The sequence below is a fragment of the Pseudarthrobacter sp. efr-133-R2A-89 genome (genome assembly GCF_030209315.1).
Lineage (GTDB): Bacteria > Actinomycetota > Actinomycetes > Actinomycetales > Micrococcaceae > Arthrobacter.
Map to the genome: position 1 here is coordinate 20,404 of NZ_JARVSE010000003.1, position 22,492 is coordinate 42,895.

The 22,492-nt window shown below is 66.7% G+C and carries 19 protein-coding genes; 6 read left to right on the forward strand and 13 right to left on the reverse strand.

Annotated elements, in window-relative coordinates:
• Positions 1-51: 51 nt before the first annotated feature.
• Positions 52-729 (reverse strand): Crp/Fnr family transcriptional regulator, encoded by a 678-nt coding sequence (locus tag QRM95_RS06305; protein ID WP_013602309.1) that lies wholly within the window; start codon positions 727-729, stop codon positions 52-54.
• A 196-nt stretch (positions 730-925) separates the two neighbouring features.
• Between QRM95_RS06305 and QRM95_RS06310 the strand changes: the two genes are divergently transcribed.
• Positions 926-2,110: a MarP family serine protease gene (locus QRM95_RS06310; protein ID WP_285246961.1), complete on the forward strand. Its 1,185-nt coding sequence runs from the start codon at positions 926-928 to the stop codon at positions 2,108-2,110.
• Between the two features lie 40 nt (positions 2,111-2,150).
• On the opposite strand, the gene aroQ is transcribed toward QRM95_RS06310, so the two are convergent.
• The 5 genes from aroQ to QRM95_RS06335 all read right to left on the reverse strand — a co-directional run bounded on the left by aroQ (position 2,151) and on the right by QRM95_RS06335 (position 8,330).
• Positions 2,151-2,615, reverse strand: a complete 465-nt coding sequence (aroQ, locus tag QRM95_RS06315) for a type II 3-dehydroquinate dehydratase (protein ID WP_018761856.1) — start codon at positions 2,613-2,615, stop codon at positions 2,151-2,153.
• A gap of 82 nt (positions 2,616-2,697) precedes the next feature.
• Positions 2,698-4,887, reverse strand: a complete 2,190-nt coding sequence (locus QRM95_RS06320) for an alpha-galactosidase (protein ID WP_285246962.1) — start codon at positions 4,885-4,887, stop codon at positions 2,698-2,700.
• A 151-nt stretch (positions 4,888-5,038) separates the two neighbouring features.
• Positions 5,039-6,379 (reverse strand): ABC transporter substrate-binding protein, encoded by a 1,341-nt coding sequence (locus QRM95_RS06325; RefSeq protein ID WP_285246963.1) that lies wholly within the window; start codon positions 6,377-6,379, stop codon positions 5,039-5,041.
• Between the two features lie 84 nt (positions 6,380-6,463).
• Positions 6,464-7,387: a carbohydrate ABC transporter permease gene (locus QRM95_RS06330; RefSeq protein WP_018761853.1), complete on the reverse strand. Its 924-nt coding sequence runs from the start codon at positions 7,385-7,387 to the stop codon at positions 6,464-6,466.
• Between the two features lie 10 nt (positions 7,388-7,397).
• Positions 7,398-8,330, reverse strand: coding sequence for a carbohydrate ABC transporter permease (locus QRM95_RS06335; RefSeq protein ID WP_285246964.1), 933 nt, complete (start codon positions 8,328-8,330; stop codon positions 7,398-7,400).
• 182 nt (positions 8,331-8,512) lie between these two features.
• On the opposite strand from QRM95_RS06335, the gene QRM95_RS06340 reads away from it, so the two are divergent.
• Complete coding sequence (locus tag QRM95_RS06340; protein ID WP_285246965.1) at positions 8,513-9,715, forward strand: Gfo/Idh/MocA family protein; 1,203 nt, start codon at positions 8,513-8,515, stop codon at positions 9,713-9,715.
• A gap of 5 nt (positions 9,716-9,720) precedes the next feature.
• Entirely contained in the window at positions 9,721-10,749 is a 1,029-nt protein-coding gene (locus QRM95_RS06345; RefSeq protein WP_018761850.1) for a LacI family DNA-binding transcriptional regulator, read from the forward strand.
• Positions 10,750-10,752: 3 nt separating this feature from the next.
• Here the strand turns inward: QRM95_RS06345 and QRM95_RS06350 are convergent, their stop codons facing one another.
• The 5 genes from QRM95_RS06350 to acs form a co-directional block, all read right to left on the reverse strand.
• Entirely contained in the window at positions 10,753-11,544 is a 792-nt protein-coding gene (locus QRM95_RS06350) for a DeoR/GlpR family DNA-binding transcription regulator (protein ID WP_285246966.1), read from the reverse strand.
• Between the two features lie 55 nt (positions 11,545-11,599).
• On the reverse strand, positions 11,600-12,514 hold the full coding sequence (locus QRM95_RS06355; RefSeq protein WP_285246967.1) for a carbohydrate ABC transporter permease: 915 nt from the start codon (positions 12,512-12,514) through the stop codon (positions 11,600-11,602).
• On the reverse strand, positions 12,511-13,485 hold the full coding sequence (locus QRM95_RS06360) for a carbohydrate ABC transporter permease (protein WP_285246968.1): 975 nt from the start codon (positions 13,483-13,485) through the stop codon (positions 12,511-12,513). Before QRM95_RS06360 ends, QRM95_RS06355 begins: the two co-directional genes overlap by 4 nt.
• An 89-nt stretch (positions 13,486-13,574) precedes the next feature.
• The gene (locus QRM95_RS06365; RefSeq protein WP_285246969.1) at positions 13,575-14,885 is read right to left on the reverse strand and encodes an ABC transporter substrate-binding protein; all 1,311 of its coding nucleotides are present in this window, start codon (positions 14,883-14,885) and stop codon (positions 13,575-13,577) included.
• 205 nt (positions 14,886-15,090) lie between these two features.
• Complete coding sequence (gene acs, locus QRM95_RS06370) at positions 15,091-17,112, reverse strand: acetate--CoA ligase (protein WP_285246970.1); 2,022 nt, start codon at positions 17,110-17,112, stop codon at positions 15,091-15,093.
• A gap of 396 nt (positions 17,113-17,508) precedes the next feature.
• On the opposite strand from acs, the gene QRM95_RS06375 reads away from it, so the two are divergent.
• The 3 genes from QRM95_RS06375 to QRM95_RS06385 are packed head-to-tail and all read left to right on the forward strand — an operon-like array spanning position 17,509 to position 20,386.
• Entirely contained in the window at positions 17,509-18,834 is a 1,326-nt protein-coding gene (locus QRM95_RS06375) for a cation:proton antiporter family protein (protein WP_285246971.1), read from the forward strand.
• A 5-nt stretch (positions 18,835-18,839) separates the two neighbouring features.
• On the forward strand, positions 18,840-19,712 hold the full coding sequence (gene nth / locus QRM95_RS06380; RefSeq protein ID WP_285246972.1) for an endonuclease III: 873 nt from the start codon (positions 18,840-18,842) through the stop codon (positions 19,710-19,712).
• Entirely contained in the window at positions 19,709-20,386 is a 678-nt protein-coding gene (locus QRM95_RS06385) for an NUDIX hydrolase (RefSeq protein ID WP_109045161.1), read from the forward strand. Before nth ends, QRM95_RS06385 begins: the two co-directional genes overlap by 4 nt.
• 3 nt (positions 20,387-20,389) lie before the next feature.
• Here QRM95_RS06385 and QRM95_RS06390 read toward each other — a convergent pair whose 3' ends face one another.
• Positions 20,390-20,578 carry a YegP family protein gene (locus QRM95_RS06390; RefSeq protein ID WP_285246973.1) on the reverse strand — a complete coding sequence of 63 codons (189 nt, stop codon included), beginning with the start codon at positions 20,576-20,578 and terminating at the stop codon, positions 20,390-20,392.
• 153 nt (positions 20,579-20,731) lie between these two features.
• The gene (locus tag QRM95_RS06395) at positions 20,732-22,465 is read right to left on the reverse strand and encodes a bifunctional 3'-5' exonuclease/DNA polymerase (RefSeq protein ID WP_285246974.1); all 1,734 of its coding nucleotides are present in this window, start codon (positions 22,463-22,465) and stop codon (positions 20,732-20,734) included.
• Between the last annotated feature and the right edge of the window lie 27 nt (positions 22,466-22,492).

The following is a 22,492-nucleotide window of genomic DNA, read 5'->3' on the forward strand; positions in this document are numbered from 1 at the left end:
GTTCCCGGGCACGAAAAAGGCCGCCCCTCGGGGCGGCCTTTTTCGTGTGTCCTAGCGGGAGCGCTGGCGGAGGCGCTGCATGTCCAGGATGACCACGGCGCGGGCTTCGAGGCGGAGCCAGCCGCGCTGGACGAACTCGGCGAGGGCCTTGTTGACGGTTTCGCGGGACGCGCCCACCAGCTGCGCCAGTTCCTCCTGGGTCAGCTCGTGTGCCACCAGGACGCCGTCGGTTGCCGGCCGGCCGAAGCGGTCCGCCAAGTCCAGCAGGGCCTTGGCCACGCGGCCCGGGACGTCCGAGAAGACGAGGTCGGACAGGGAGTCGTTGGTGCGGCGGAGGCGGCGGGCCAGGGCCTGCAGCAGCTGGGCGGAAACCTCGGGGCGGGTCCGCAGCAGGGTGTTCAGGCTCTCGTTCTTGAGCCCGGCCAGCCGGGTTTCCGACACCGCGGTGGCGGTGGCGGTGCGGGGGCTGGGGTCGAACAGGGCCATCTCGCCGAAGAGTTCGCCCGGGCCGAGGATGGCGAGCAGGGACTCCCGGCCATCCGGGGACGTGCGGCCGAGTTTCACCTTGCCGGAGACGATGAAGTAGAGCTGGTCACCCTGGTCGCCCTCGCGGAATACGGATGCGCCGCGGGAAAGGTCCACCTCGGTGAGCTCGTCCGTCAGCAGACGGAATGCGTCGTCGTCGAGCGTGGCGAAAAGGGGTGCTCGGCGCAGTACCTCGATGTCCATGAAATCTCCTGAGTAAAAGTATCGGCTGTGGCGCTTGTGCCATTGTTTCAGAATTTTCAAGGTTCTGTGACGAACTTGGCAGCCGAAACGCCCGCGAACAACCGGATCCGGGTCAGCGGGAGGGCATTGAAGCCCACAGAAGATTGTCAGTGTCCGCCACTAGAATGGGGGTTCAACTGTTTAATAAGGAGCCTTTGTGGTCGGCTTGACTGTCCTGGACCTCGTCCTGATCCTGGCGTTGCTGTCATACCTGGTGTACGGCCTCCGCAATGGGTTCCTGGTCACGGTCGGCGGCCTGGCCGGTTTCGCGGCCGGCGCCGTCGCGGCGTTCTTTGCCGTCCCCCTGGTCAGCACCTTCGTTCCGGACTCCGGATGGAGGCTGACCGCCATCATTGCGGCCGCCGTCGTCCTCATGGCCTTGGGCCACGGGCTGGGCACCATGGTGGGCCGGCAAATCCGCGGGGCCATGCGGATCCGGCCGCTGCGTGCCGTGGACCGGCTGGTGGGCGGGGCCCTGAACCTGGTGGTGTCCGCGCTGGTGATGTCCATGCTGGCCTTCAGCGTCAGCTCCCTGGGCGTGCCGGTCGTGTCGCAGCAATTGGCTGAATCCAAGGTGATCCGGTTCATCGACGGGCTCACGCCCACACCGGTCAAGGCGACCATGGCGGAGCTGCGATCCACGGTGATCGGCAACGGGATACCCACGTTGTTCGAAGGCCTGGACCAAGGCCAGCCGGTCCAGGTTCCCAATGCCAGCACCAATACTCCCGCGTTGAACAAGGCCGCGCAGTCGGTCCTGAGGATCGCCGGGACGGCGTACGAATGCGGCCAGAACCAGACCGGCACCGGGTTCGTGGTGTCCCAGGGCCGCGTGGTCACCAACGCGCACGTTGTGGCGGGCGTGTCGCAGCCCGTCGTGGAGATGCCCGACGGCGGCGCGATGCCGGGGCGTGTGGTCTACTTCGACACCAAGCGGGACCTGGCAGTCCTGGCGGTGGACAACCTTCCGTCCCAGCCGCTGCCGCTGAGCCGCGATCTGCCCGGTGGCAGCCAGGCCGCCTTCGCCGGGTACCCCCACGGCGGCCCGTTCCAGTCCAAGCCGGCCACGGTGCAGGACATCGCCACCGTGCTGGTGCCGGACATTTACGGAAACAACCCGTCGCCGGAAGACATCTACCGCCTGGCGGGGGACGTGCAGCCGGGGAACTCGGGCGGCCCGCTGCTGACCACCGACGGCCAGGTGGCCGGCGTGATCTTTGCCAAGGCAACCTCGGACGCTGAAGTGGGATTCGCCATCACCATGAGCGACCTGAACCCCGTGGCCCAGCAGGCGCCCACCCTGTCCGCGCCCGTTTCCTCCGGGCAGTGCATCCAGAAGTAGGGCTGCCGGAAGCTTGGGCGTCTGGAACCAGGGCTGCCGGCTACAGGACCTCGGCCAGGTAGTCGATGGCGAGTTTGTAGCCGAAAACGCCGGCCCCCACGATGACCGCGGCACATACCGGCGACAGGTACGAGTGGTGCCGGAACTCCTCCCGCTGGTGCACGTTGGTGATATGCACCTCGACGGCGGGCAGCTGCACCGCAGCAAGGGCGTCACGGAGCGCCACGGACGTGTGCGTGAAGGCGCCGGCGTTCAGCACAATTCCTGCGGCAGCGCCCCGGGCCGCGTGGATGGCATCCAGCAGGACACCCTCATGGTTGGACTGCACGCACTCCACCGCGAAGCCGTGCTTGGCGGCGGCAGAGGCTGCCAGCTGCTCCACGTCCGCAAGGGTTGAGGTGCCGTACTTCTCCGGCTCCCGGGTGCCCAGCAGGTTCAGGTTGGGGCCGTTGATGACGAGGATGGTGCCGCGGCCGGCTTCGACGGTGGAGGAGGCTTCAGTCATGCCTGCAAATCTATCGGTTGGTGCTGCCCGCCGCGCATTCTTACGTTGGTGAGGGCGGCGGGCAGCGGGCCCATAGCAGCTGCTAGAGGGCCGTGACCTTGAACAGCAACGCGTGCTCCGGGTTCAACATGGGCATGGGCAGCCCCACTTCGGCGAGGAACCGTCCGTTGGCAACCGCGCCGCCTGCAAGCCAGGCCGGGGGCTGGACCTGGGTGAAGGTGTGGGCGTAGTCGGCGTCCACCGGTGTGGGGAAGACGGCCTCCACCCGGTAGCTGCGCTCCGCGTCCAACCCGGGAACGCCCATCCTGCCGGGGGTCTCGGCTGCCGAGGTGCGCATGCCCACGACGGCGAACAGCGCCGCCGTCGTGCCTTCAACGGGCGCGGGAGCCACCACGCCGTACAACTGGAACGCGTCATTGGCGATGTCCGCGTGGACCGGCAGCCCGCTGTGGACCAGGTCCCGGTGTTCCTTGTACAGCCCCACCAGGCGCCGCAACTCTTCCCGCTCCTTGCCCTGGACGCCCCGGACATCCCATTCCATCCCGAAGTGGCCGAACAAGGCGGTAATGGCCCGGAACGAGAGGTCGTGGGTGCGGGCGGTGGTGTGGGAGGTGGTGGGCCCGATGTGGCTGCCCACCAGCTCGGGCGGGACCACCAGGCCGGTCCAGCGCTGGATGGTCTGCCGCTCCAGCGCGTCATTGCAGTCCGAGGCCCAGATGCGGTCGGTCCGCTCCAGGATGCCCAGGTCCACGCGGGCGCCGCCGGAGGAGCAGCTCTCGATTTCGACGCCGGGATGGGCCTTGCGGAGTTCATCGAACAGTCGGTACGCGGCAAGGGTCTGCTCGTGGACTGAGGCCCGGCCCGCGTGGCCGTGTTCCACGAGGTCCCGGTTCTGGTCCCACTTCAGGTAGCTGATGTTGTTGCCGGACAGGAGCGCGGAGATCCGGTCGAACACGTACTGCCAGGCCTCCGGGTTCACCAGGTCGATGACATGCTGGTTGCGCCATTCCAGGGGGAGCCGGCCGCCGTCCTTGTGCGCCGCGGCGGAAGGACCCACGATCCATTCCGGGTGCGCACGGGCCACGTCCGAATCCATGTTGACCATTTCCGGCTCCACCCAGAGGCCGAACTCCATGCCGCGGGAGGTGACGGCGTCGATCAGCGGGGTCAACCCGTCCGGCCACACCGTCTCGTCGACGTACCAGTCGCCCAGCCCGGCGTGGTCGTCGCGGCGCCCGCGGAACCAGCCGTCGTCGAGCACGAAACGCTCCACGCCGAGGTCCGCCGCGGAATCAGCCAGTTCGATCAGCGTGTCCAGGTTGTGGTCGAAATACACTGCCTCCCAGGTGTTCAGCACCACCGGGCGCGGTTTACCGGCCGGCAGTCCTGTTGAGGCGGCGGGCAGCACATGGTGCGGCCGGGCACGGAACCAGCTGTAGAACGCCTCGCTGATGCCGTCCAGGCCATGGCCGGAGTAGGCGGCGAACAGGGCCGGCGTGGTGTAGCCGGCACCCGGTTCGAGGATGACTTCGGCCGGCCCCAACAGCTCCGAGCCGCCGATCACGGTCCGGCCATCGCCGATGGTGTCCGCGAACTGTTCGTGGTTGCCGCTCCAGGCCAGGTGGGTCGCCCACACCTTGCCGTGCCGGTTGCCGAAGCCCTCGGTGCCTGCGGCGAAGATCAGTGACGAGTCGTGCCCGGTGCGGCCGTGCCTGCCGGTCCGCACCCAGGTGCCCTGCTGGATGCGCTGCCGTTGCGGGTGGCGTTCCCGGCACCAGCGGCCGGTGAGGTCCAGGAGTTCGACGGCGTCGGGCGCCACAGGGAGGACGGTTGCCAGCTCGTCCACCTGGAACGGGGTGGTGCCGTCATTGGTGACGGTGTGGCGCAGTTCCAGCAGGCCGCCGTCGTGCAGCGTGAGGGAGGTGGAAACGCTGATGCCGGCGTCGATGTCGGCCTGGCCGATCGTGGCGGTGCGGCCCTCGGCGTGGACGGACGTGACGCGGAGACGGGTCGAAAAGTCGAAGCCGGGGCCGTTGCCGGTGATGCGGTGGCCGCGGAGGGCGGGGCGGCCCCGCCACGAGGAGGACGCCTGGGGGAGGAGGCCGGACGGTACGCGTGCGTCGACCGAAGAGTGCCCGATAGGTCCGGCCAGGAAGCCCAGGCCCGGCAGCTCCGAACCCAGGTCGGCGCCCCAATGGATGACCTCGGCCTCCCCGCTGTCGAAGCTGATCAGCAGGCTGGTGCCGGCGGAACGGAGATACAGGGGATCCATAGGAGGTCTCTTTCAGTGTTCAGCGTTGCGTCTTAAGTTACGCACAGGAGGGAAATCCGGGAAGGGGTGGCCGGGCGCCGCCGCCGCGAGGAGGAGGACGGCGGCGCCCGGGCCGGTGGCTGCGACCACACACGCAGCCACGTGGGAAGGGTTACTTGAACAGGGCGTTGACCTGGTCGTTGGCCTGGGTGAGGGAGCTGGCCTTGGCCTTGCCGGACACCACGGCGTCCATGGCCGGCTTCATGATGCCGTCAACCTTGGCGGCGTTGTCCGCGATCGGATAGAGGAACGTGGTGCCGTCCTTGACCTGCTGGCTGAACGGGGTCACGTCCACGCCCTTGGCCTTGAACGCTTCCACTGCCTTGTCGGCGGAGGTCTTGATGGCGGGGAAGACGACGGCCTTCGCAGCGACCACGTCCTGGCAGGCTGCGGAACCCAGGTATTCCACCCACTTGATGGCGGCGTCCGGCTTCTTGGTGCCGGCGTAGATGGAGTCCGCCAGGCCGTTGTACATGCTGGCGCGCTTGCCGTCGACTCCCGTGGGCGTCGGGGCGATGCCCACCTTGATGTCCTTGTAGCCGGTGTACTGGCCGATCATCCACGAACCGTTGGCGTTGATGACGGACTTGCCGGCGGCAAAGGTGTCCGCCATGCTGGCGCCCACCGTGGTTTCAAGTTTCGGCATGTAGCCCTTGTCCACCAGCCCGGCGAACCAGTCGATGCTTTCCTGGAACTTGGGGTCGTCGTAGTTGAAGTGCTTGCCCCACGGGTTCTTGTCCGTGTGCGTCCAGCCGGTGGTTCCGGTCAGGTAGCTCCACTCGGTCTGGCCCTGGCCGGAGCCGGAACCGTTGAGGCCGAGCCCGTAGACGGCAACGTTGTTCTTGTCGAAGCCGGGTTCGTCGCCGCGCTTGCCGTTCTTGTCCACGGTCAGGTGGGCGATGGTCTTTTCGTACGTGCCGCCGTCCTGGGGGTTCCAGCTCAGGTTGGCCATCTGTTCGGGGGTGACGCCGGCGTCGGCTGCGAGCTTGGTGTTGTAGAACAGGGCGATGGTGTCCCAGTCCTTGGGGAGGCCGTACCGCTTGCCGTCCTGGCCCACCCAGAGGTCCGCAAGCCCCGAGTTGTAGATGCTGGTGTCGATGTTGTCCTTCTTGACCGCGTCATCGAGGGCGAGCAGTTGCTTGTTCTTGATGAATTCCGGGTACTTGCCCAGGTGGTCGGTGAACACGTCCGGGGCGGTGCCCGCCACGAAGCCGTTGGTGAGGGTGCCCCAGTAATCGTCCCAGCCGCGCTGGGTGACCTTGACGGTGATGTCCGGGTTGGCCTTGTGGAAGTCGTCGGCGCACTGCTTGTACGCCGGGAGCTGGTTGGCATCCCACAGCCAGTAGTTGATTTCGCCCTTGCCGGCCTCGGCGGATCCGCCGCCTCCGCAGGCCGACAGTGCCAGGACAGCGGCTGCCGCTGCGGCGAGGGAGGTGAGTGCTTTCTTTTTCATGGATGTTCCTTTCACAGTGCTTCCGGGCAGGCCGCCATGGCCCGGCGCCGGGGATGGGGCGGGTGGGTTACGCGGGAAGGGGACTTACTTGATGCCGGAGAAGCCGATGGAGTTGACGATCTTCTTGCCGAACGCGGCGAACAGGATCAGGACCGGCAGGGCGGAGACAAGGGTGGCTGCCATCAGCCCGGACCAGTCCGGCGCGCCCTGCGGCGACTGGGATTTGAAGACGCCCAGGCCCACCGTGAGGACGCGGACGGATTCGTCCTGGCCCACCAGCAAAGGCCAGAAGTACTCGTTCCACTGGCCGATGAAGGTGAGCAGGGCCAGCGTGGCGATGGGGGCTGCGGCGTTGGGCAGGATGATCTGGAAGAAGATCCGAAGGTGCTTGGCGCCGTCGAGCATGGCCGCTTCCTCCACCTCGCGGGACATGTTCAGGAAGAACTGCCGCAGGAAGAAGATGGCAAACGGGGTCATGAAGATATAGGGGAGTACCAGCCCCGCCAGGGTGTTGAGCAGGCCCAGGTTCTTGATGAGCAGGAAGTTGGGCAGTGCCGTGAAGATCGGCGGCACCATCATGGTGGCCAGGAAGAGGCTGAACACCAGGTTCCGTCCCCGCCACCGCAACCGGGCGAACGCGTAGGCGGCCATGGCGCTGAAGAACACGGCCCCGGTGGTGGTGATGGAGGCGAAGAGCACGGAGTTGCGGAGGTAGCTCCAGAAGTCGATCTGGGCTCCGGAGCCGCCTTCGGCGACAGCTTCTTCCGGTGACTGCAGGCCGAAGACCCGTTTGAAGGCGCCGAGGTTGAAGTCCGCCGGGAGCAGGTTGGTGGCGTTGCCGGCAAGGGACCCGTTGGTGGACAGCGCCGTCCGCAGGATCCAGTAGAACGGGAGGACCGATACGGCGACCGCGAGGGCAACGAGGGCCCAGGCGGCGGCGCGGCGCCAGCTGAACGGACGACGGCGGGCGGCGGGCCGGGCGGGGGCGGAAACTTTTGCGGTGGTCATGGAAGTGTCCTTAGTCCAGGTCTGATTCGTTGCCCTTGAGGAACTTCATCTGGATGAAGGCCACCAAGGCGAGGATGACGAAGAGGATGACTGCTAGGGCGGAGCCGTATCCGAAATCCGATTCCGTGAAGGCCTTTTGGTAGATGTAGAACTGCAGCACCCGGCTGGCGTTGACCGGGCCGCCAAGGGTGGTCACGGCCACGGTGTCGAAGACCTGGAATGAGCCGATGACGGTGACGATCAGGACCAGGACCAGGACGGGACGCAGCAGCGGCACCGTGATTTTGCGGAATGTCTGCCACGGGGAGGCGCCGTCCAGGTTGGCCACTTCGTAGACATGGTGGGGGATGGACTGCAGGCCGGCGAAGAGCAGCAGCGCTGTGTAGCCCATGTGCCGCCATGTGTTGATCAGCGCCTGGGTGGGGATGGCCCATTCCTCGCTGCCGAAAAACGCCACCTTGGGCAGGCCGATGGATTCGATGAAGTAGTTGACGATGCCGATTTGGTAGTCCAGCAGCCAGAACCACAGGAGGGCGGCAATCACGTTGGCCATCAGGTACGGCAGCAGGAGCGCGCCGCGGATCCAGGTTGACTTGGCCACCCGGTGCATCAGCAGGGCCAGCCCCAGGGCCAGTGCGGTCTGCAGGACGATGTTGATCAGGACGTACTGCGAGGTGACCGCCAGGGCGTTCCAGAACAGGGGATCCTTTGCGATTGCCTCGTAGTTGGCGGTGCCGATCCACGTGGGGTCCCCGAGGATGCTGTATTCGGTGAAGCTGAGGTATATGCCGCGAAGCGTCGGCACCAGGTAAAAGACGAGAAATCCGATCATGGCGGGAGCGATGAAGAACAGCGCGATCTTCAGGTCACTTTGTCCCCGGCGCTTCAGCGGCCGGCGCACTGTGTGCTCTGCCGGGCTGGCGTTCCTGGTAAGGGTGGTCATCGTCGACCCTTTCCTGATTGTGATGGAAGTAACAGGCTGCGGAACAATCTACACGAGTAGATGCGAGGGTGGCAAGAGGTTAATTCACGCCGGATTTAAAGGCTTTTTGTCCATTTGCCAGATATTGACTCGAGTAGAAACCGATGCAAGACTCAGGTATCCCCCTGACGAAAGGCATGACAATGACGTTCTCGATCGGCATCGTGGGCGCGGGCCAGTTCGGCTCCCAGTTCGCGCACCTGTTCAACTTGCACCCCGGTGTCCATGCCGTCTACGTGGCCGATGAGCGCCCGGAACGGGCGGCCGAGGCCGTCGAGAGGTACAACCTGGCGGGGCAGGAGGCGGACTTCGACGCGCTGCTGGCCTCCGACGTCGACGCCGTTGCCATCTTCACCCAGCGCTGGACCCATGGCCCCCTGGTGGAACGGGCGCTCCGCGCCGGCAAGCACGTCTACTCAGCCGTTCCCATGGCAGTCTCGGAAGCGGAAATCGCCCGCATCATCGACGCCGTCCGGGACACCGGAAACGTCTACATGATGGGTGAAACCAGCTACTACAACCCCGCCACGGTCTATGCCCGCGAGCAGCACGCCGCCGGCAAGTTCGGCAGGGTGTTCTACTCCGAGGGCGATTATGTCCACGACATGGACCTGGGGTTCTACGGCGCCTACCAGTACAGCGGCGGCGAGCGGTGGAAGGAAACCGCCAGCTACCCGCCCATGCTCTACCCCACGCACGCGATCGGCGGAGTGCTCGGGGCCCTTCCGGCCCATGCCGTCAGCGTCAGCTGCATCGGGGTTACGGACCAGCGGAACGACGGCGTCTTCGACAAGGACGTCAGCATGTTCGGCAACGACCTATCCAACGCCACCGCGCTCTTCGAACTGAACGACGGCGGTGCCATGCGAACCAACGAAATGCGCCGGGTGGGCTACCCCTCCCACATCCGCGAATCCAGGTTCCGTTTCTTCGGCACCGAGGCCAGCTTCGAACAGCTCGCCAAGGTCACCGTGTGGCAGGACAAACAGGACGTCCACGACATCTCCGAGCAGATGGAAACCCGGCCAAGTATCCCGCTGGACGATCCGTCGCTGGCCAACGTCGCCCCCGAACTCCGGGACGCCTTCGTGTCGGGACTCGCCCCGGTGCACGACGCAGCACGGCTGCCCGCGGAGTTCCAGGGCGCACCCAATGGTCATGAAGGCAGCCACCACTTCCTGGTGGACGACTTCGTCACCGCGGTGAACAACCGCTCGCTGCCGCCCGTCAATGCCTGGGTTGCCGCGCGGTTCACGCTTCCCGGGATCGTGGCCCACGAATCGGCACGGCAAAACGGCGCGCGGCTGCCCATCCGTGACTTCGGCGACGCACCTGCCACCTGGTAGCTAGCATGTACTCCATGACCACTTCGGCTGTGCCGTCCCCGCGCGGGCCGGTGACGCGCAAGGATGTTGCCCGGTTCGCGGGCGTCAGCACCGCCGTCGTCAGCTACGTGGTCAACGGAGGTCCCAAGAAGGTGGCTCCCGCCACCGAAGCAAAAGTCCAGGACGCCATCCGCGTCCTCGGCTACCGGCCCAATGCCGCTGCCAGGGCGCTCAAGCTGGGGTCCAGCGAGACACTGGGGCTCATCGTCCCGGATATCGCCAACCCCTTCTTCTCGTTGTTCTCCCACGCGGTGGAGGACGCGGCCGCCGCCCTTGGCTACGCCCTGGTCCTGAGCAATTCGGACGGGAACCTGGCCAAGGAGCGGCGGAACGTCCGCAACCTAGCCGCCCGGCAGGTGGACGGGGTGCTGCTCGCCAGCGTCCTCTTCGAACCGGACCTCGAAGTCCTGGAGACCGCGGACATCCCGGCGGTGCTGTTGAACCAGGAACGCGATGCGCCCGGGTTCAACAGCGTCGGCGTGGACCTGGCAGCCGGTGCCAGGATCGCGGTGGAGCACCTCATCGGCCATGGGCACACCAATATCGGGCTGGCGATGGGCACCAACGTCTCCGGCTCCACCGATGGCCGCGAGCTGGGCTGGCGCCAGGCGCTCCAGGAAGCAGGCCTGCCGGAGGGCCCCATTGCCTACAGCGCGTTCACCAGGCCCGGCGGGTATGCTGCCGGGCAGCGGCTGCTGGCATCGGTGAACCGGCCCACCGCCATCTTTGCCACGTCCGACATGCAGGGCATCGGGCTCCTCCGCGCCATCCATGAGGCCGGCCTTTCCGTCCCGGGCGACATCGCCATCGCGTCCTTTGACGGATCGGCGGACTCGGAATATTCCTGGCCGCCGCTGACCACCGTGGAACAGCCCGTGGTGGCCATGGCCGAAGCCGCCGTCGGGGCGCTGCTGGAAGCCGGCCGAGGCGGAAAACCGCGGCACCGGATCTTCCCCACCACGCTGCGCATCCGCCAGTCCTGCGGCTGCCCGTAGGAGCTAGGCCGGCGCGGCGATCCGCAGCCGGCTGACGCTCTCCTGCAGGATCCGGCGGGCATCCGCGCTGAGGCCGGCATCGCTGATGACCTCGTCCGCTTCCTCCAGCGCGGCGATGGTGCTCATGCCCTGGGTGCCCCACTTGGTGTGGTCCGCCACCACCACCAGCTTCCGGGACGCCGCCACGAACGCCCGGTCGGTCTCGGCCTCCAGCAGGTTGGGAGTGGTGAATCCTGCTTCCGGATCTATGCCGTGCACGCCCAGGAACAGCAAGTCCAGATGCAGCTGTTTCAGTGCTGCGGTGGCAATCGGACCCACCAGGGCGTCCGACGGCGTGCGCTCGCCGCCGATCAGGATCACGGTGGACCCGTATCGTGCAGCTCCTGAAGCCGCCCCGTGGTGGAACAGGTCCGCAATGCGCACGGAGTTGGTCACTACCGTGATCCGAGGCCCCTTTGCCAGTTCCTGGGCCAGAGCCCACGTGGTGGTGCCGGCGCTGAGGCCCACGGCCATGCCCTCATGCACCATCCGCGCGGCCTCAGCCGCAATGGCGCGCTTCTCGGCCGGCAGCTGGGTTGACTTCAGTTCAAAGCCGGGCTCATGGGTGGTTGCACCGCCGGGGAGCTTGGCACCGCCGTGGATCCGCTCCACCCGGCCGCCCTCCTCCAGCAGCTCGATGTCCCGCCGGACCGTCATGAGCGAGACACCCAGCTGGTGGGCGAGGTCTGACACACGGACCACCCGCTCCCGCTGGACGGCGTCCACGATGGCCTGGTGACGTGCTGCGGGAAGCATGGAGTTCCTTTCGGGCGGCTAAGGGAGAAATGTCCCGTTCACGTTCCATCTTTGCCTACCCCTTGCTGGAACCAAGAGTCAGCCCCGCCACAAACTGCCGCTGTAGGAGCAGGTAGATGATCAGGGTGGGGATGACCGTGATGACTGCACCCGCCGCCAGGAGGTTGTAGTTGTTCAGGAACTGGCCCTGGAGGTTGTTGATGGCGGTGGTGATGGGGAGGCGGTTGCCGCTCTGGATGAAGAGCAGGGGCCAGAAGTAGTCGTTGTAGATGAAGATGACTTCCAGCGTGCCCAGTGCGGCGAACGCCGGCCGGCACAGCGGCAGGATGATTTCCCTGTACTGCCGCCAGATGCCCGCCCCGTCCACCAGCGCCGCTTCGGTCAGGTCTGCGGACAGCGCCTTCATGTAGTTGGACAGCACGAAGGTGCAGAACCCCATCTGGAACGCCGTGTCCACGGCAATCACGATGATGTACGTGTTGAGCATGTTCCCGGAATCGCTGAACGAGTAGGGCACCGTAAGGTGCTTGGCCATCTCGAACAATGGCGCGGCGAGGACCTGCGGTGGGAGGAGGTTGCCTGCCGTGAACATGATCAGCAGCGTGATGTTGAACTTCCAGCTGACCCGGCTCACGGCGAAGGCCATAAGCGAAGCGAGGAACAGCGTCAGCAGCACGGCCGGGACCGTGATGATCACCGAATTCCAGAAGTAGGTGGAAAACCCGCCCTGCGTCCAGGCTTGGATGAAGTTGTCGAAGTTGAACGCGCCGGCCAGGCTGAAGTACCCGTACTGGTTGGTGGAGGCCACCGGCCTGAGCGCTGTGAAGACGGACCAGCCAAGCGGGACCAGCCACACGATGGCCATGACGGTCAGGAAGATGTGGGTCCCGTAGTGCCGCTTGGGGCGGCTCCCCGACCGGGTTCCGGCGCCTGCGGGAACCGGCCGGGGCCGGGCTGCAACATTGCTCATGCTCTGTTCTCCTTGCCAAAGGTGCGGCTGAGGTAGAAAACGATGGGGACAAGGGAAATCACCAGCAGGACCACGGCCAGCGCGGAGCCCACCCCGATCACCTGGCCTTCGCCCACGAGGTTCTGGATGACCAGCGCGCTGAGCATTTCCAGGCCGTTGGTGCCGCGGTTGATCACGTACACCACGTCGAATGCGCGGAGGGACTCGATGATGGTGATGACCACGATGACGATGTTGATCGGCCGCATGGCCGGGAAGACCACACGGAAGAAGGTTTGCGTGGCGGAAGCGCCGTCGATGGCCGCCGCTTCCTTCAGGCTGGGGTCCACGCCCTTGAGGCCGGCCAGGTACAGCAGCATGACGTAGCCGGCATGCCGCCAGGTGGCGGCGATCATGGCGGCCCAGATGTTGACGGACGAATCACCGAACCAGTCCACTGCCTGCGGCGTCCCCGCCGTTCCCAGGATGAAGTTCAGCAGGCCGTTGTCACGCTGGTAGAACAGTTGCCAGATGATGCCGATCAGGGCGAGGGACAGCATGACCGGGGCGAAGAAGATGCTCTGGTAGATCTTGCTGCCGCGGATGTTCTGGTCCAGGAGTACGGCCAGCAGCAGGCCCAGCGGAGTGGCGATGAGGGCCAGGAACAGCAGCCACAGCATGTTGTGCTGCACCGCGGGCCAGAACGGCGGGTAGTCCTGGGTGATGAACTGGTAGTTGTCGGTGCCGGCCGGACGGAGATCTGCCAGGTCCAGGCCATTCCAGCGGCTGAAGCTCAGCCCGACGGACATCAGCATGGGCAGCCAGACCAGCATCAGTTCGATCAGGGTGGGAATCCCCACCATCAGGGCCAGGACAAGCTTGTCCCGGCTGGACAGGCGGCGTACCCGGCCGCGCCCGGGCCGCCTCTTCGAGGGCGCTCCGGCCGGGTCCCTGGACTCCGGCGGAATCAATTCTTGTGCGGTGCTGCTCATGGGATTCTTCCCCTTGCTTGGTCCGGATGCAGGAGGGGGAACGACGACGGCGCACGCCAAGCGCCGCCGTCGCCGTTCCGTGGGCGGAACTACTGCGCTGCGTACAGCGTCTTGGCCTGGGCCTCAAGGTTCTTGACGTCCATGGTGCCGTCCTTGATGAACGTCTGCAGGGCGGGAATCATCACGTTGTTGGCCATGGCCGGCAGCGCATCGCGGTCGAAGAACTGGCTGATGTTCTTCGCGCCCGCAATGGTGTCGGCACACTTCTTATTCAGGGGCGTGAACGATGACGTGTCCGCGCCCTTGGCGGTGGCGATGTTTGATGAGTCCACCTTGGCGTACGCATTCTGCGCCTCCGGTGTGCCGAGGAACGCCAGGAAGTCGCGGGCTGCCTTGTTGTCCCCGCCCTTCTTGGACAACAGCAGTCCGTCGATGGGGGCTTCGACGGAGTCCCTGCCTTCCATCGCGATCTCGGGGAAAGCGAAGAAGTCGATGTCGGCCAGGACCGTGGGGTCGGTGAACTGCTGGGTGACGAAGGAACCGAGCAGGTACATGCCGGTCTTCTTCGCCTCCAGGGCCTTTGCGGCGTCCTGCCAGGTCTGCCCGAGGGCTCCAGGGTCCTGGAACGGCAGGAGGGCCTTCCAGGTGTCAAAGACGGCGCTGACCTTCTGCTGGTCCCAGGACTCCTTGTGGGCGCAGAGGTCCACGTGGAACTGGTAGCCGTTGAGCCGCATGTTGATGTAGTCGAAGGTGCCCATGGCGGGCCAGCCGTCCTTGTCGGCGAAGCCAATGGGAATCAGGCCGTCAGCCTTCATCTTCGTGGCCAGCGCCTTGAGGTCATCGAACGTTGCGGGTACCTGGTAGCCCTTTTCGGTCCAGAGGCTCTTCCGGTAGAAGAACCCCCACGGGTAGTTGTAGTTGGGAACGAAATACATCTTCCCGTCGGGGCCGGTGGACGCCTTCTTCAGGGCGTCAGAATAGTTGGCGCCCACGGTCTGCCAGACATCGTCGATGGGTGCCAGTAGTCCCTTGCCCGCGTAGTACTGCATCCGGTACCCGGCGAACCAGGTGAACGCATCGTCGGGGGAGCCCTGCAGGTAGGAGTTGATCTTGTTCTGGAAATCGTTGTGGGGTACCACGTTGGTGGTGACCGTCTTGCCGGTCTTGGCTGTGAAGGCATCCGTCACGGCCTGGTAGGCGCGCTTGGGGACGTCGTCCGAGGCTCCGGAGCCGAAAGTGAGGCCGGATGATTCCGACCCCGTTGCCGACGGTGCGCTGCCGCCGGTGCAGGCGGCAAGGAACGGGATGCCGGCCAGGCCAACCGCTCCTACGCCGACTGTCTTGAGGATGGTCCGCCTGCTCGGAAATGCGGTGGCAGACGCATCAAACTGTGAAGCCATGTTCTCTCCCTTGAAAAATAGCCGCGTGTGAGGCACCTCACATACGCTGACTATAACCTCGCAAAAGCGAACAGGGAAGAACGCTAAATAACATTTTGCGCGTCGATTTTTTTGAATCGTCACAAATGTGAACGGCCCCGCCTTCCCCGTGATGGCGGGGGAAACGGGGCCGTCCGGTGGTTCCCGGCGGGATACTAAGCCAGTGTTACTTTCTGAGCGACTGCGCGATCTGCTGCATGATCGTTGGGTCGGAAAGGGTGGTGGCGTCGCCCGGATCCCGGCCTTCCGCGACGTCCTTGAGGAGGCGCCGCATGATCTTCCCGGATCGGGTCTTGGGGAGTTCCGGGACGACCAGGATGTTCTTTGGCTTGGCGATCGGGCCGATTTCCTTGCCCACGTGGTTGCGCAGTTCCTGGACGGTGGCGTCGCCGTTGTTCACGGCGTCGCCGCGGAGGATGACGAACGCGACAACGGCCTGCCCGGTGGTCTCGTCCGAGGCGCCCACGACGGCGGCCTCCGCCACGGCGGGGTGGGACACCAGGGCGGACTCGATCTCCGTGGTGGAGAGCCGGTGCCCGGAGACGTTCATGACGTCGTCCACCCGGCCCAGGAGCCAGATGTCCCCGTCCTCATCCTTCTTGGCCCCGTCCCCGGCGAAGTACATGTTTTCGAACCGGGACCAGTACGTGTCCTTGAACCGCTCGGGGTCGCCCCAGATGCCACGCAACATGGACGGCCAGGGTTCGCGGATCACCAGGAAGCCGCCGTGGCCGTCCGGCACGGACTGGCCCATCTCGTCCACCACGTCCACGGCAATGCCGGGCAGCGGCACCTGGGCCGAGCCGGGCTTGGTGGCGGTGACGCCCGGCAGCGGGGCGATCATCTGGGCGCCGGTTTCGGTCTGCCACCAGGTGTCCACGATTGGCGCCTTGTCGCCACCGATCACCTTGCGGTACCACATCCAGGCCTCGGGGTTGATCGGCTCGCCCACCGAACCCAGGACGCGGATCGAGGACAGATCGTACTTGCCCGGGATCTCCGCGCCCCACTTCATGAAGGTGCGGATGGCGGTAGGAGCGGTGTAGAGGATGGAGACCTTGTACTTCTCCACGATCTCCCACCACCTGCCCTGGTGCGGGGAGTCCGGGGTGCCCTCGTACATGACCTGGGTGGCGCCGTTGATGAGCGGGGCGTAGGCGACGTACGAGTGGCCGGTGATCCAGCCGACGTCTGCCGTGCACCAGTAGACGTCCGTTTCCGGGTGCAGGTCGAACACCGCCTTGTGCGTGTACGCGCCCTGGGTGAGGTACCCGCCGGTGGTGTGCAGGATCCCCTTGGGCTTCCCGGTGGTCCCGGAGGTGTACAGGATGAACAGCGGGTGCTCGGAATCGTGGCCCACCGCGGTGTGTTCCGCGGACGCAGCGCCCACCGTGTCCGCCCACCAGTGGTCCCGGCCCTCATGCCAGTCCACGTCCTGGCCGTTGCGCTTGACCACCACCACGTTCTGCACGGTGTGGCCGTCGTGGGCCAGGGCGTCGTCGACCGCCGGCTTCAACGGGCTGGGCTTGCCCCGCCGGTAGGTACCGTCAGCGGTCACCACCAGCTTGGCCTCGGCGTCGTCGATCCGGGAGCGGAGCGCCTCGGCCGAGAAGCCGCCGAACACCACCGAATGGACCGCGCCGATCCGGGCACATGCCAGCAGTGTGATGACGGCCTCCGGGATCATCGGCAGGTACACCGCCACCCGGTCACCCTTGGCCACGCCCAACGACTCGAAAGCATTGGCCGCCTTCTTCACCTCTTCGGTCAGCTCCGCATAGGTGTATGCGCGGGTGTCGCCGGGTTCACCCTCGAAATGGATGGCCACCCGGTCACCGTTGCCGGCCTCCACATGCCGGTCCAGCGCGTTGTACGCCGCGTTGATTTCACCGCCAACAAACCATTTCGCGAACGGCGGATCAGACCAGTCCAGCGCCTGCGTGAAGTCCTTGGACCACGTCAGCAGCTCCCGGGCCTTCTTCGCCCAAAACGCCGGCCGGTCCGCGTTCGCATCGTCATACTCGGCTGCCGTGGCGACGGCGCCGGCTGCAAACTCGGCGCTGGGAGGGAAGGCCCGGGTCTCGTGCAGCAGGTTCGCGAAAGCGTCACCCTGCTGGCCGGACCGGGCTGCGGCCGGGGCGGAATCCGACGGAACCGTGGCCGTGGAGCTGGGGGTGTCCTGGGACATATGAACCTCATCATTCATCGATCGTCGCCGCGCGGGACGCCCTCACCGCAGGGCCCGCCGTTGGCGCGGCACTGGGCTCCAGCCGGGACGGACATACCGCAAAGAGCTGTTCCGCAACCAAGCCTAATGCTTGCCGCGGACCCAATGTGCCCGCCGTCACAGATGCGCCAGCGAACGGCATTTGTTAAGCGGTGAATGGCGTGCAGGCGGCTCCGTCGACCCCACGCCAGCTAGTGATCAGCTTGGCTGTTGACTAGGCTGAGATGGAATTGTGACTTCACTTCGGACGGCTCCGGCCAGGCATGGACCGTGCCGGGCCGGAGCCGGACCGCATGTCAAGACGGCACAGTTTTCGGGTCCGCACGGGCCCGGTGCCGCCACGCTAAGGAGAGCAGAATGAACCAGCAGAGCTTCGGCCAGCGAACGGCCCCGCACATCCAAGCGGGACCCGGCGGCTCCGGAACCGCCGGGGGACCAGGCCACCAAAACCCTGCCGGCGGCACCGCTCCAGGGCAGAAGGCGGCCTCGTGGAAGATTGACCCCAACGCCAACCAGGCTGTGCTCGGACCGTTCACCGTGCGCGATCTTGCGGTTTTCGCCGGCACCCTGATCCTTTTCGTCGCATCCCTGCTGCCACTGTTCGGCGCCCGCTACAACCTGTGGAACCTCAACAACCTCTTTTTCCTGGGACTGGGCATCATCCTGCCGGTGATCGCCAGCGCGCTGTTCGCCGCACGCCGCCTGGTGCCGGGTACCAAAATCCGGGTGGGGTCGCTGTCCATCGACCAGTTCGCCTCGGTGGTGGCCTCCTTCGCCGTCGCCTTTTTCTTCCTGTCGGTTGCGGGCGCCTATGTCACCAGCCTGCTGGTGGGCCTGATCGGTTCCCTGGTCCTGTTCGCCGCCACGGTCCTGGGCCGCTACATCCCCTATCTCGCCGGTGATTTCAAAGGCCGGGCCGATGCGCCGGCCCATATCGTGGCACGCGAAGCCGCAGTGCCCGCGCGGAGGCCCCGCGCCCCCAAGCCGGCAAAGCCGGAGTCCGGCTCCGGCCAGTCCAAGACCGGCTTCGGACTCAAGGGCGCAGGCGTCTTTGGCGGCGGAGGCGCCGGGTCATCTGCGGTCCAGCCGGGAGGCGCCAGCCACGAACCTGCCGGCAACGGGCAGCCGCCCGCCACGGCCGCCGTGCCCACTTCGGCTCCTGCAGCGCCTGCGCCTGCTCCTTCCGCCTCGGCACCTGCTCCTTCCGCGACGGCAATCTCCACTCCGGTTTCCACCGCCCCGGAGGTCTTGGACCGTACCCCCGAGGTGGATGCCGGGCCGCCTACCCAGGCAGCCGACGTCGTCCGTCCCGCTGCGGCGCCCGCGGCGGAGGAAACCCGGGCAGCCGATGCTCCGGCACTTGGCGCCCCGCAGCCGGCCTGGGAGCCGCCGGCCGCCACCGCGGTTCACCAGCAGATCCGGACCGAAGAGCCCATCGGCGCAACCGTGGACCCCACTGTCCGCCACGACGAGGCGGACGCACAGCCCGCCCACGAGGCCTTCTGGTTTGCCGTGGCGCAGCACCGCACCGCCTTTGATCCCCGCACCGGGGCGCCTGCCTTCGTCATCGAACCCGGCGGGTGGGTGCTGGCACTGGAAGACCGGGGACACGAGTTCCTGGTCCAGCACACTGACGGCCGGCTGGGCATCCTGCGCGACCTCAGCAACATCGAGCGCGGCTGACGTCCATGGCCGGGCTCCGGGCGGCCAGGCCCGGCGGGAACGACCCCGCCGGGCAAACCGCGAATAACGACCAGGCTGCCGGCACGCCCGTGGTCCAGGCCGAATCCTTGCTGGCACTGAAACGGCGGGCACGGCGCATGCACAAGGCGCTGGCCGAAAAATACCCCTACGCCCACGCGGAGCTCGACTTCCGCAACCCCTTCGAACTGCTGGTGGCAACGGTGCTGTCCGCCCAGACCACCGACGTCACCGTCAACCAGGTCACCAAAGTGCTGTTTGCGCGCTGGCCTGACGCCCGTTCCCTGGCGGAAGCCGACCCGGTTGAGCTGGAAACCATCCTCAAGCCCACCGGGTTCTTCCGGGCCAAAGCCAAGAACGTCCTCGCCCTGTGCACGCGGCTCGTGGACGACTTCGACGGCGAAGTTCCGGGCCGGATGAAGGACCTGGTCACGTTGCCCGGCGTCGGACGCAAGACGGCCAACGTAGTCCTGGGCAACGCCTTCGGCGTCCCGGGCATCTCCGTGGACACCCACTTCGCCCGCCTCACCAAGCGGTTCGGCTGGACGCAGTCCGAGGATCCAGTACAGATCGAACAGGACGTGGCCAGGCTCTTCGAGCGCAAGGACTGGACCATGCTGTCCCACCGGGTCATCTTCCACGGCCGGCGCGTATGCCACGCCCGGAAGCCGGCCTGCGGTGCCTGCCCCGTGGCCAACTGGTGCCCCTCCTACGGAATGGGAGAGACGGACCCGGCCAAGGCGGCCAAGCTCCTGAAATATGAGTTGGCGCCCGGCAGCGAAGCCCTGCTGGAGCAGTACCTGTCAGAGCAGCACCGGGCCGCCGAGATCCGGATGGCGTCCCAGGTGAGGGCCCCGTGAGCGCGCGCGAAGACCTCGCCAGGCTGGTCCGGCAGGCCGAATCGGGAACCGCCGGCCCCCCTGACCCGCGCTGGGCCGCGCTGACCGTGGACGTTGAGCGCGCCCGCAGGGCCGCCGTCCTCATGCTTTTCGGCGTGCTCGACGACGTCCCCGCGGCGTCCGGCAAGCCGTTGGCCGCGGCCGACCTGGACGTCCTCCTCCTGGAACGGGCCCACACCCTGGGGTCCCACCCGGGGCAGGTGGCATTCCCCGGCGGCAGCATCGACCGGGACGAGACACCCGTGGCCGCCGCCCTCCGCGAAGCCGAGGAGGAAACCGGGCTGGACTCGGCCGGCGTGGAGGTCTTAGGCACCCTCCAGGAGCTGGGCCTGGCGCACAGCAACTTCCTGGTGACGCCGGTCCTCGCCTGGTGGCACGCTCCGTCGCCGGTCCGGGTGGTGGACTACGGTGAGTCGGCCCAGGTGTTCCGCGTCCCGGTCCGGGACCTGCTGGACCCCGACAACCGGGTAATGGCCACCGTCCACCGGGCCGGCCGCACGTTCGACAGCCCGGCCTTCACCGTCAACGGCGTGCTGGTGTGGGGGTTCACCGGAATTGTGCTCAGCGGGCTGTTCGACCAGCTCGGCTGGTCCGTCCCGTGGGACCGGAACCGGCTGCACCCGGTGGCGGTGTAGGCGTCAGGCCTGCCGGCGCAAGTCCACGACAATGCCCGTGGCGGCATTTTCCCGCATTGCGTTGATGCCGTCCCGCAGCATCGTCAGGGATGGAAAAGTCGGAGAAACCGCGACGATATTCCCTTCGGCGTCTGTAAGCCGCAGCCGGTAGGACTCGTCCCCAACACGGTGTATTTCAAATCTTCCCGCCATGGACGGGGACCTCCCTGGTATGCGTCGTTGCATCGGTGACCGGATCTGCTTCAGCCATTTTGACTGTAACCGCCGTCACCGCACCCGTCGAGCTACCGCCGGGTAGGTTACCTTGCGTCTCAAAGGCGTGTTTTCCTGCCGAACCTCGGGGCCCTATTTGGCACGGTCGTAGGAGTCCACCACGGCAAGGCTCACCGGAAACTCCACCGGAATCGGGCCGAACAACAGCTCCTTGGCCGCGCTGGCCGCCTCCTCGATGGCGGCGATGCAAGCCTCCACCTGCTCCGCCGGAGCGTGCACCATCACTTCGTCGTGGAGGAAGAACACCAGCTCGGGCCGGCCGGCCCCGCTCCCCACCGCGCCGGCAGCCCGCAAGGTGCGCAACCGTCGTCGTAATTCCGCCAGCCAGCACGCCGCCCAGTCCGCCGCCGAGCCCTGGACCACGAAGTTCCGCGTGAAACGGCCCCGCGACCGGGCGATCGACTCGGCCCGCCGTTGCTCCTCCGCTGTTGCCGAACGTTGGCTTTGGTACCAGCGTTCGGACGGGGGAGGGCTGCTCCGGCCCAGCCTGGTGGTGACCGTTCCTCCGGCTTCGCCCGCCCGTGCCGCCCGCTCCACGAAGTCGACGGCGCGGGGATAGGTGCGTGCCAGCTGGGGCATCAGCCGGCCTGCTTCACCGGAGGTGGCACCATACATTGCGCCCAGCAGCGCCATCTTCGCCTTGGCCCGGTCCCCGCCGAATCCCTTGGCGGCAATCCCGGCGTAGAGGTCCTGGTCCCGGGCCGCCTCCGCCATGGACGAATCCTGCGCAAGGGCCACCAGGACCCGGGGTTCGAGCTGCGAGGCGTCGGCGACGATGAGCTTGTGGCCGGGATCGGCGTGCACGGCACCGCGGACCTGGCGTGGAATCTGCAGGGCGCCGCCGCCGCGGGAAGCCCAGCGGCCCGAGACCACGCCCCCCACGACGTACTCCGGCCGGAACCGGCCGCCGTCCACCCAGGCATCCAGCCAGGACCAGCCGTTGGCTGTGTGCAGCCGGGACAGGCTCTTGTACTCCAAGAGCGGCTCAATGACCGGGTGGTTCGACTCCCTCAGCTCCCATTTCCGGGTGCTCTTCACCTCGATTCCGTTACGGTGCAGGGCCCGCATCAAGTCCTGCGGCGAATCGGGATTGAGTCCGGGAGCGTTGAGCAGGCCGCGCAGTTCCGCCGCCAACGCTTCGAGCCTGGGCGGACGCTGTCCGGCGGCGGGCCGGGGCCCGAGGTGGCCGGACAGTATTTGTTCGTGCAGGTCTTCGCGCCACGGGACGCCGGCGTGCTGCATCTCCGCAGCCACCATGGCGCCCGCTGACTCCGCCGCCAGCAGCAGCTGGAGCCGGTTCCGGCGGTTTTCCGCCGTGTCCACCGCTGCCATGGCGGACTGCTGGGCAGCGTATTCGGTTCGGAGCTCGTCCAGGGACACACCGGGCGCGGCACCGGCGTTGGGGTCTTCGAACAATGCGCCCTGGTCTGCCGGGGGACGCGGCGGCAGCAGTGTCTTCGGGGGCAGCAGCGGATCCTCCACGGGGACCCGGTCCGTGTTCCGGGCGTACTCCGTGTGCGCGCTGAACTGCGAAAAGGCCAGGATGTTGCCGCAGAGGCTGACGTCATAGCAACGCTCCACCTCCACCCCGGACTTGAGCAGTGCGGGGTACCAGTCCTGCGTCCGGTGCCAAATCCAGCGGGGCGGCTGGCCGCCGGGGCGCCGGGCTTCCAGGTCGCGGACGACGGCGGCAAGGTCCGCCAGTGCCACGGGCCGGGGTTCCGGGTTGGCCGGCTCGGGATGTCCCGCCTGCGTCAGCTGCTGGAGGGCCGCGCCGCGGGGGTGGGCGGCGAGCAGCAGGTACATGCTCCAATTCTGCCCTGTTTGCGGAGC

Excerpts from the sequence above, each read along its gene's own strand:
- acs (WP_285246970.1), bottom strand. The coding sequence starts at position 17,112 with ATGTCCCAGGACACCCCCAGCTCCACGGCCACGGTTCCGTCGGATTCC.
- QRM95_RS06360 (WP_285246968.1), bottom strand. The coding sequence starts at position 13,485 with ATGAGCAGCACCGCACAAGAATTGATTCCGCCGGAGTCCAGGGACCCG.
- QRM95_RS06320 (WP_285246962.1), bottom strand. The coding sequence starts at position 4,887 with ATGGATCCCCTGTATCTCCGTTCCGCCGGCACCAGCCTGCTGATCAGC.
- nth (WP_285246972.1), top strand. The coding sequence starts at position 18,840 with ATGGCCGGGCTCCGGGCGGCCAGGCCCGGCGGGAACGACCCCGCCGGG.
- QRM95_RS06350 (WP_285246966.1), bottom strand. The coding sequence starts at position 11,544 with ATGCTTCCCGCAGCACGTCACCAGGCCATCGTGGACGCCGTCCAGCGG.
- QRM95_RS06345 (WP_018761850.1), top strand. The coding sequence starts at position 9,721 with ATGTACTCCATGACCACTTCGGCTGTGCCGTCCCCGCGCGGGCCGGTG.
- QRM95_RS06325 (WP_285246963.1), bottom strand. The coding sequence starts at position 6,379 with ATGAAAAAGAAAGCACTCACCTCCCTCGCCGCAGCGGCAGCCGCTGTC.
- QRM95_RS06395 (WP_285246974.1), bottom strand. The coding sequence starts at position 22,465 with ATGTACCTGCTGCTCGCCGCCCACCCCCGCGGCGCGGCCCTCCAGCAG.
- QRM95_RS06375 (WP_285246971.1), top strand. The coding sequence starts at position 17,509 with ATGAACCAGCAGAGCTTCGGCCAGCGAACGGCCCCGCACATCCAAGCG.
- QRM95_RS06330 (WP_018761853.1), bottom strand. The coding sequence starts at position 7,387 with ATGACCACCGCAAAAGTTTCCGCCCCCGCCCGGCCCGCCGCCCGCCGT.
- QRM95_RS06340 (WP_285246965.1), top strand. The coding sequence starts at position 8,513 with ATGACGTTCTCGATCGGCATCGTGGGCGCGGGCCAGTTCGGCTCCCAG.
- QRM95_RS06335 (WP_285246964.1), bottom strand. The coding sequence starts at position 8,330 with ATGACCACCCTTACCAGGAACGCCAGCCCGGCAGAGCACACAGTGCGC.
- QRM95_RS06365 (WP_285246969.1), bottom strand. The coding sequence starts at position 14,885 with ATGGCTTCACAGTTTGATGCGTCTGCCACCGCATTTCCGAGCAGGCGG.
- aroQ (WP_018761856.1), bottom strand. The coding sequence starts at position 2,615 with ATGACTGAAGCCTCCTCCACCGTCGAAGCCGGCCGCGGCACCATCCTC.
- QRM95_RS06305 (WP_013602309.1), bottom strand. The coding sequence starts at position 729 with ATGGACATCGAGGTACTGCGCCGAGCACCCCTTTTCGCCACGCTCGAC.
- QRM95_RS06390 (WP_285246973.1), bottom strand. The coding sequence starts at position 20,578 with ATGGCGGGAAGATTTGAAATACACCGTGTTGGGGACGAGTCCTACCGG.
- QRM95_RS06355 (WP_285246967.1), bottom strand. The coding sequence starts at position 12,514 with ATGAGCAATGTTGCAGCCCGGCCCCGGCCGGTTCCCGCAGGCGCCGGA.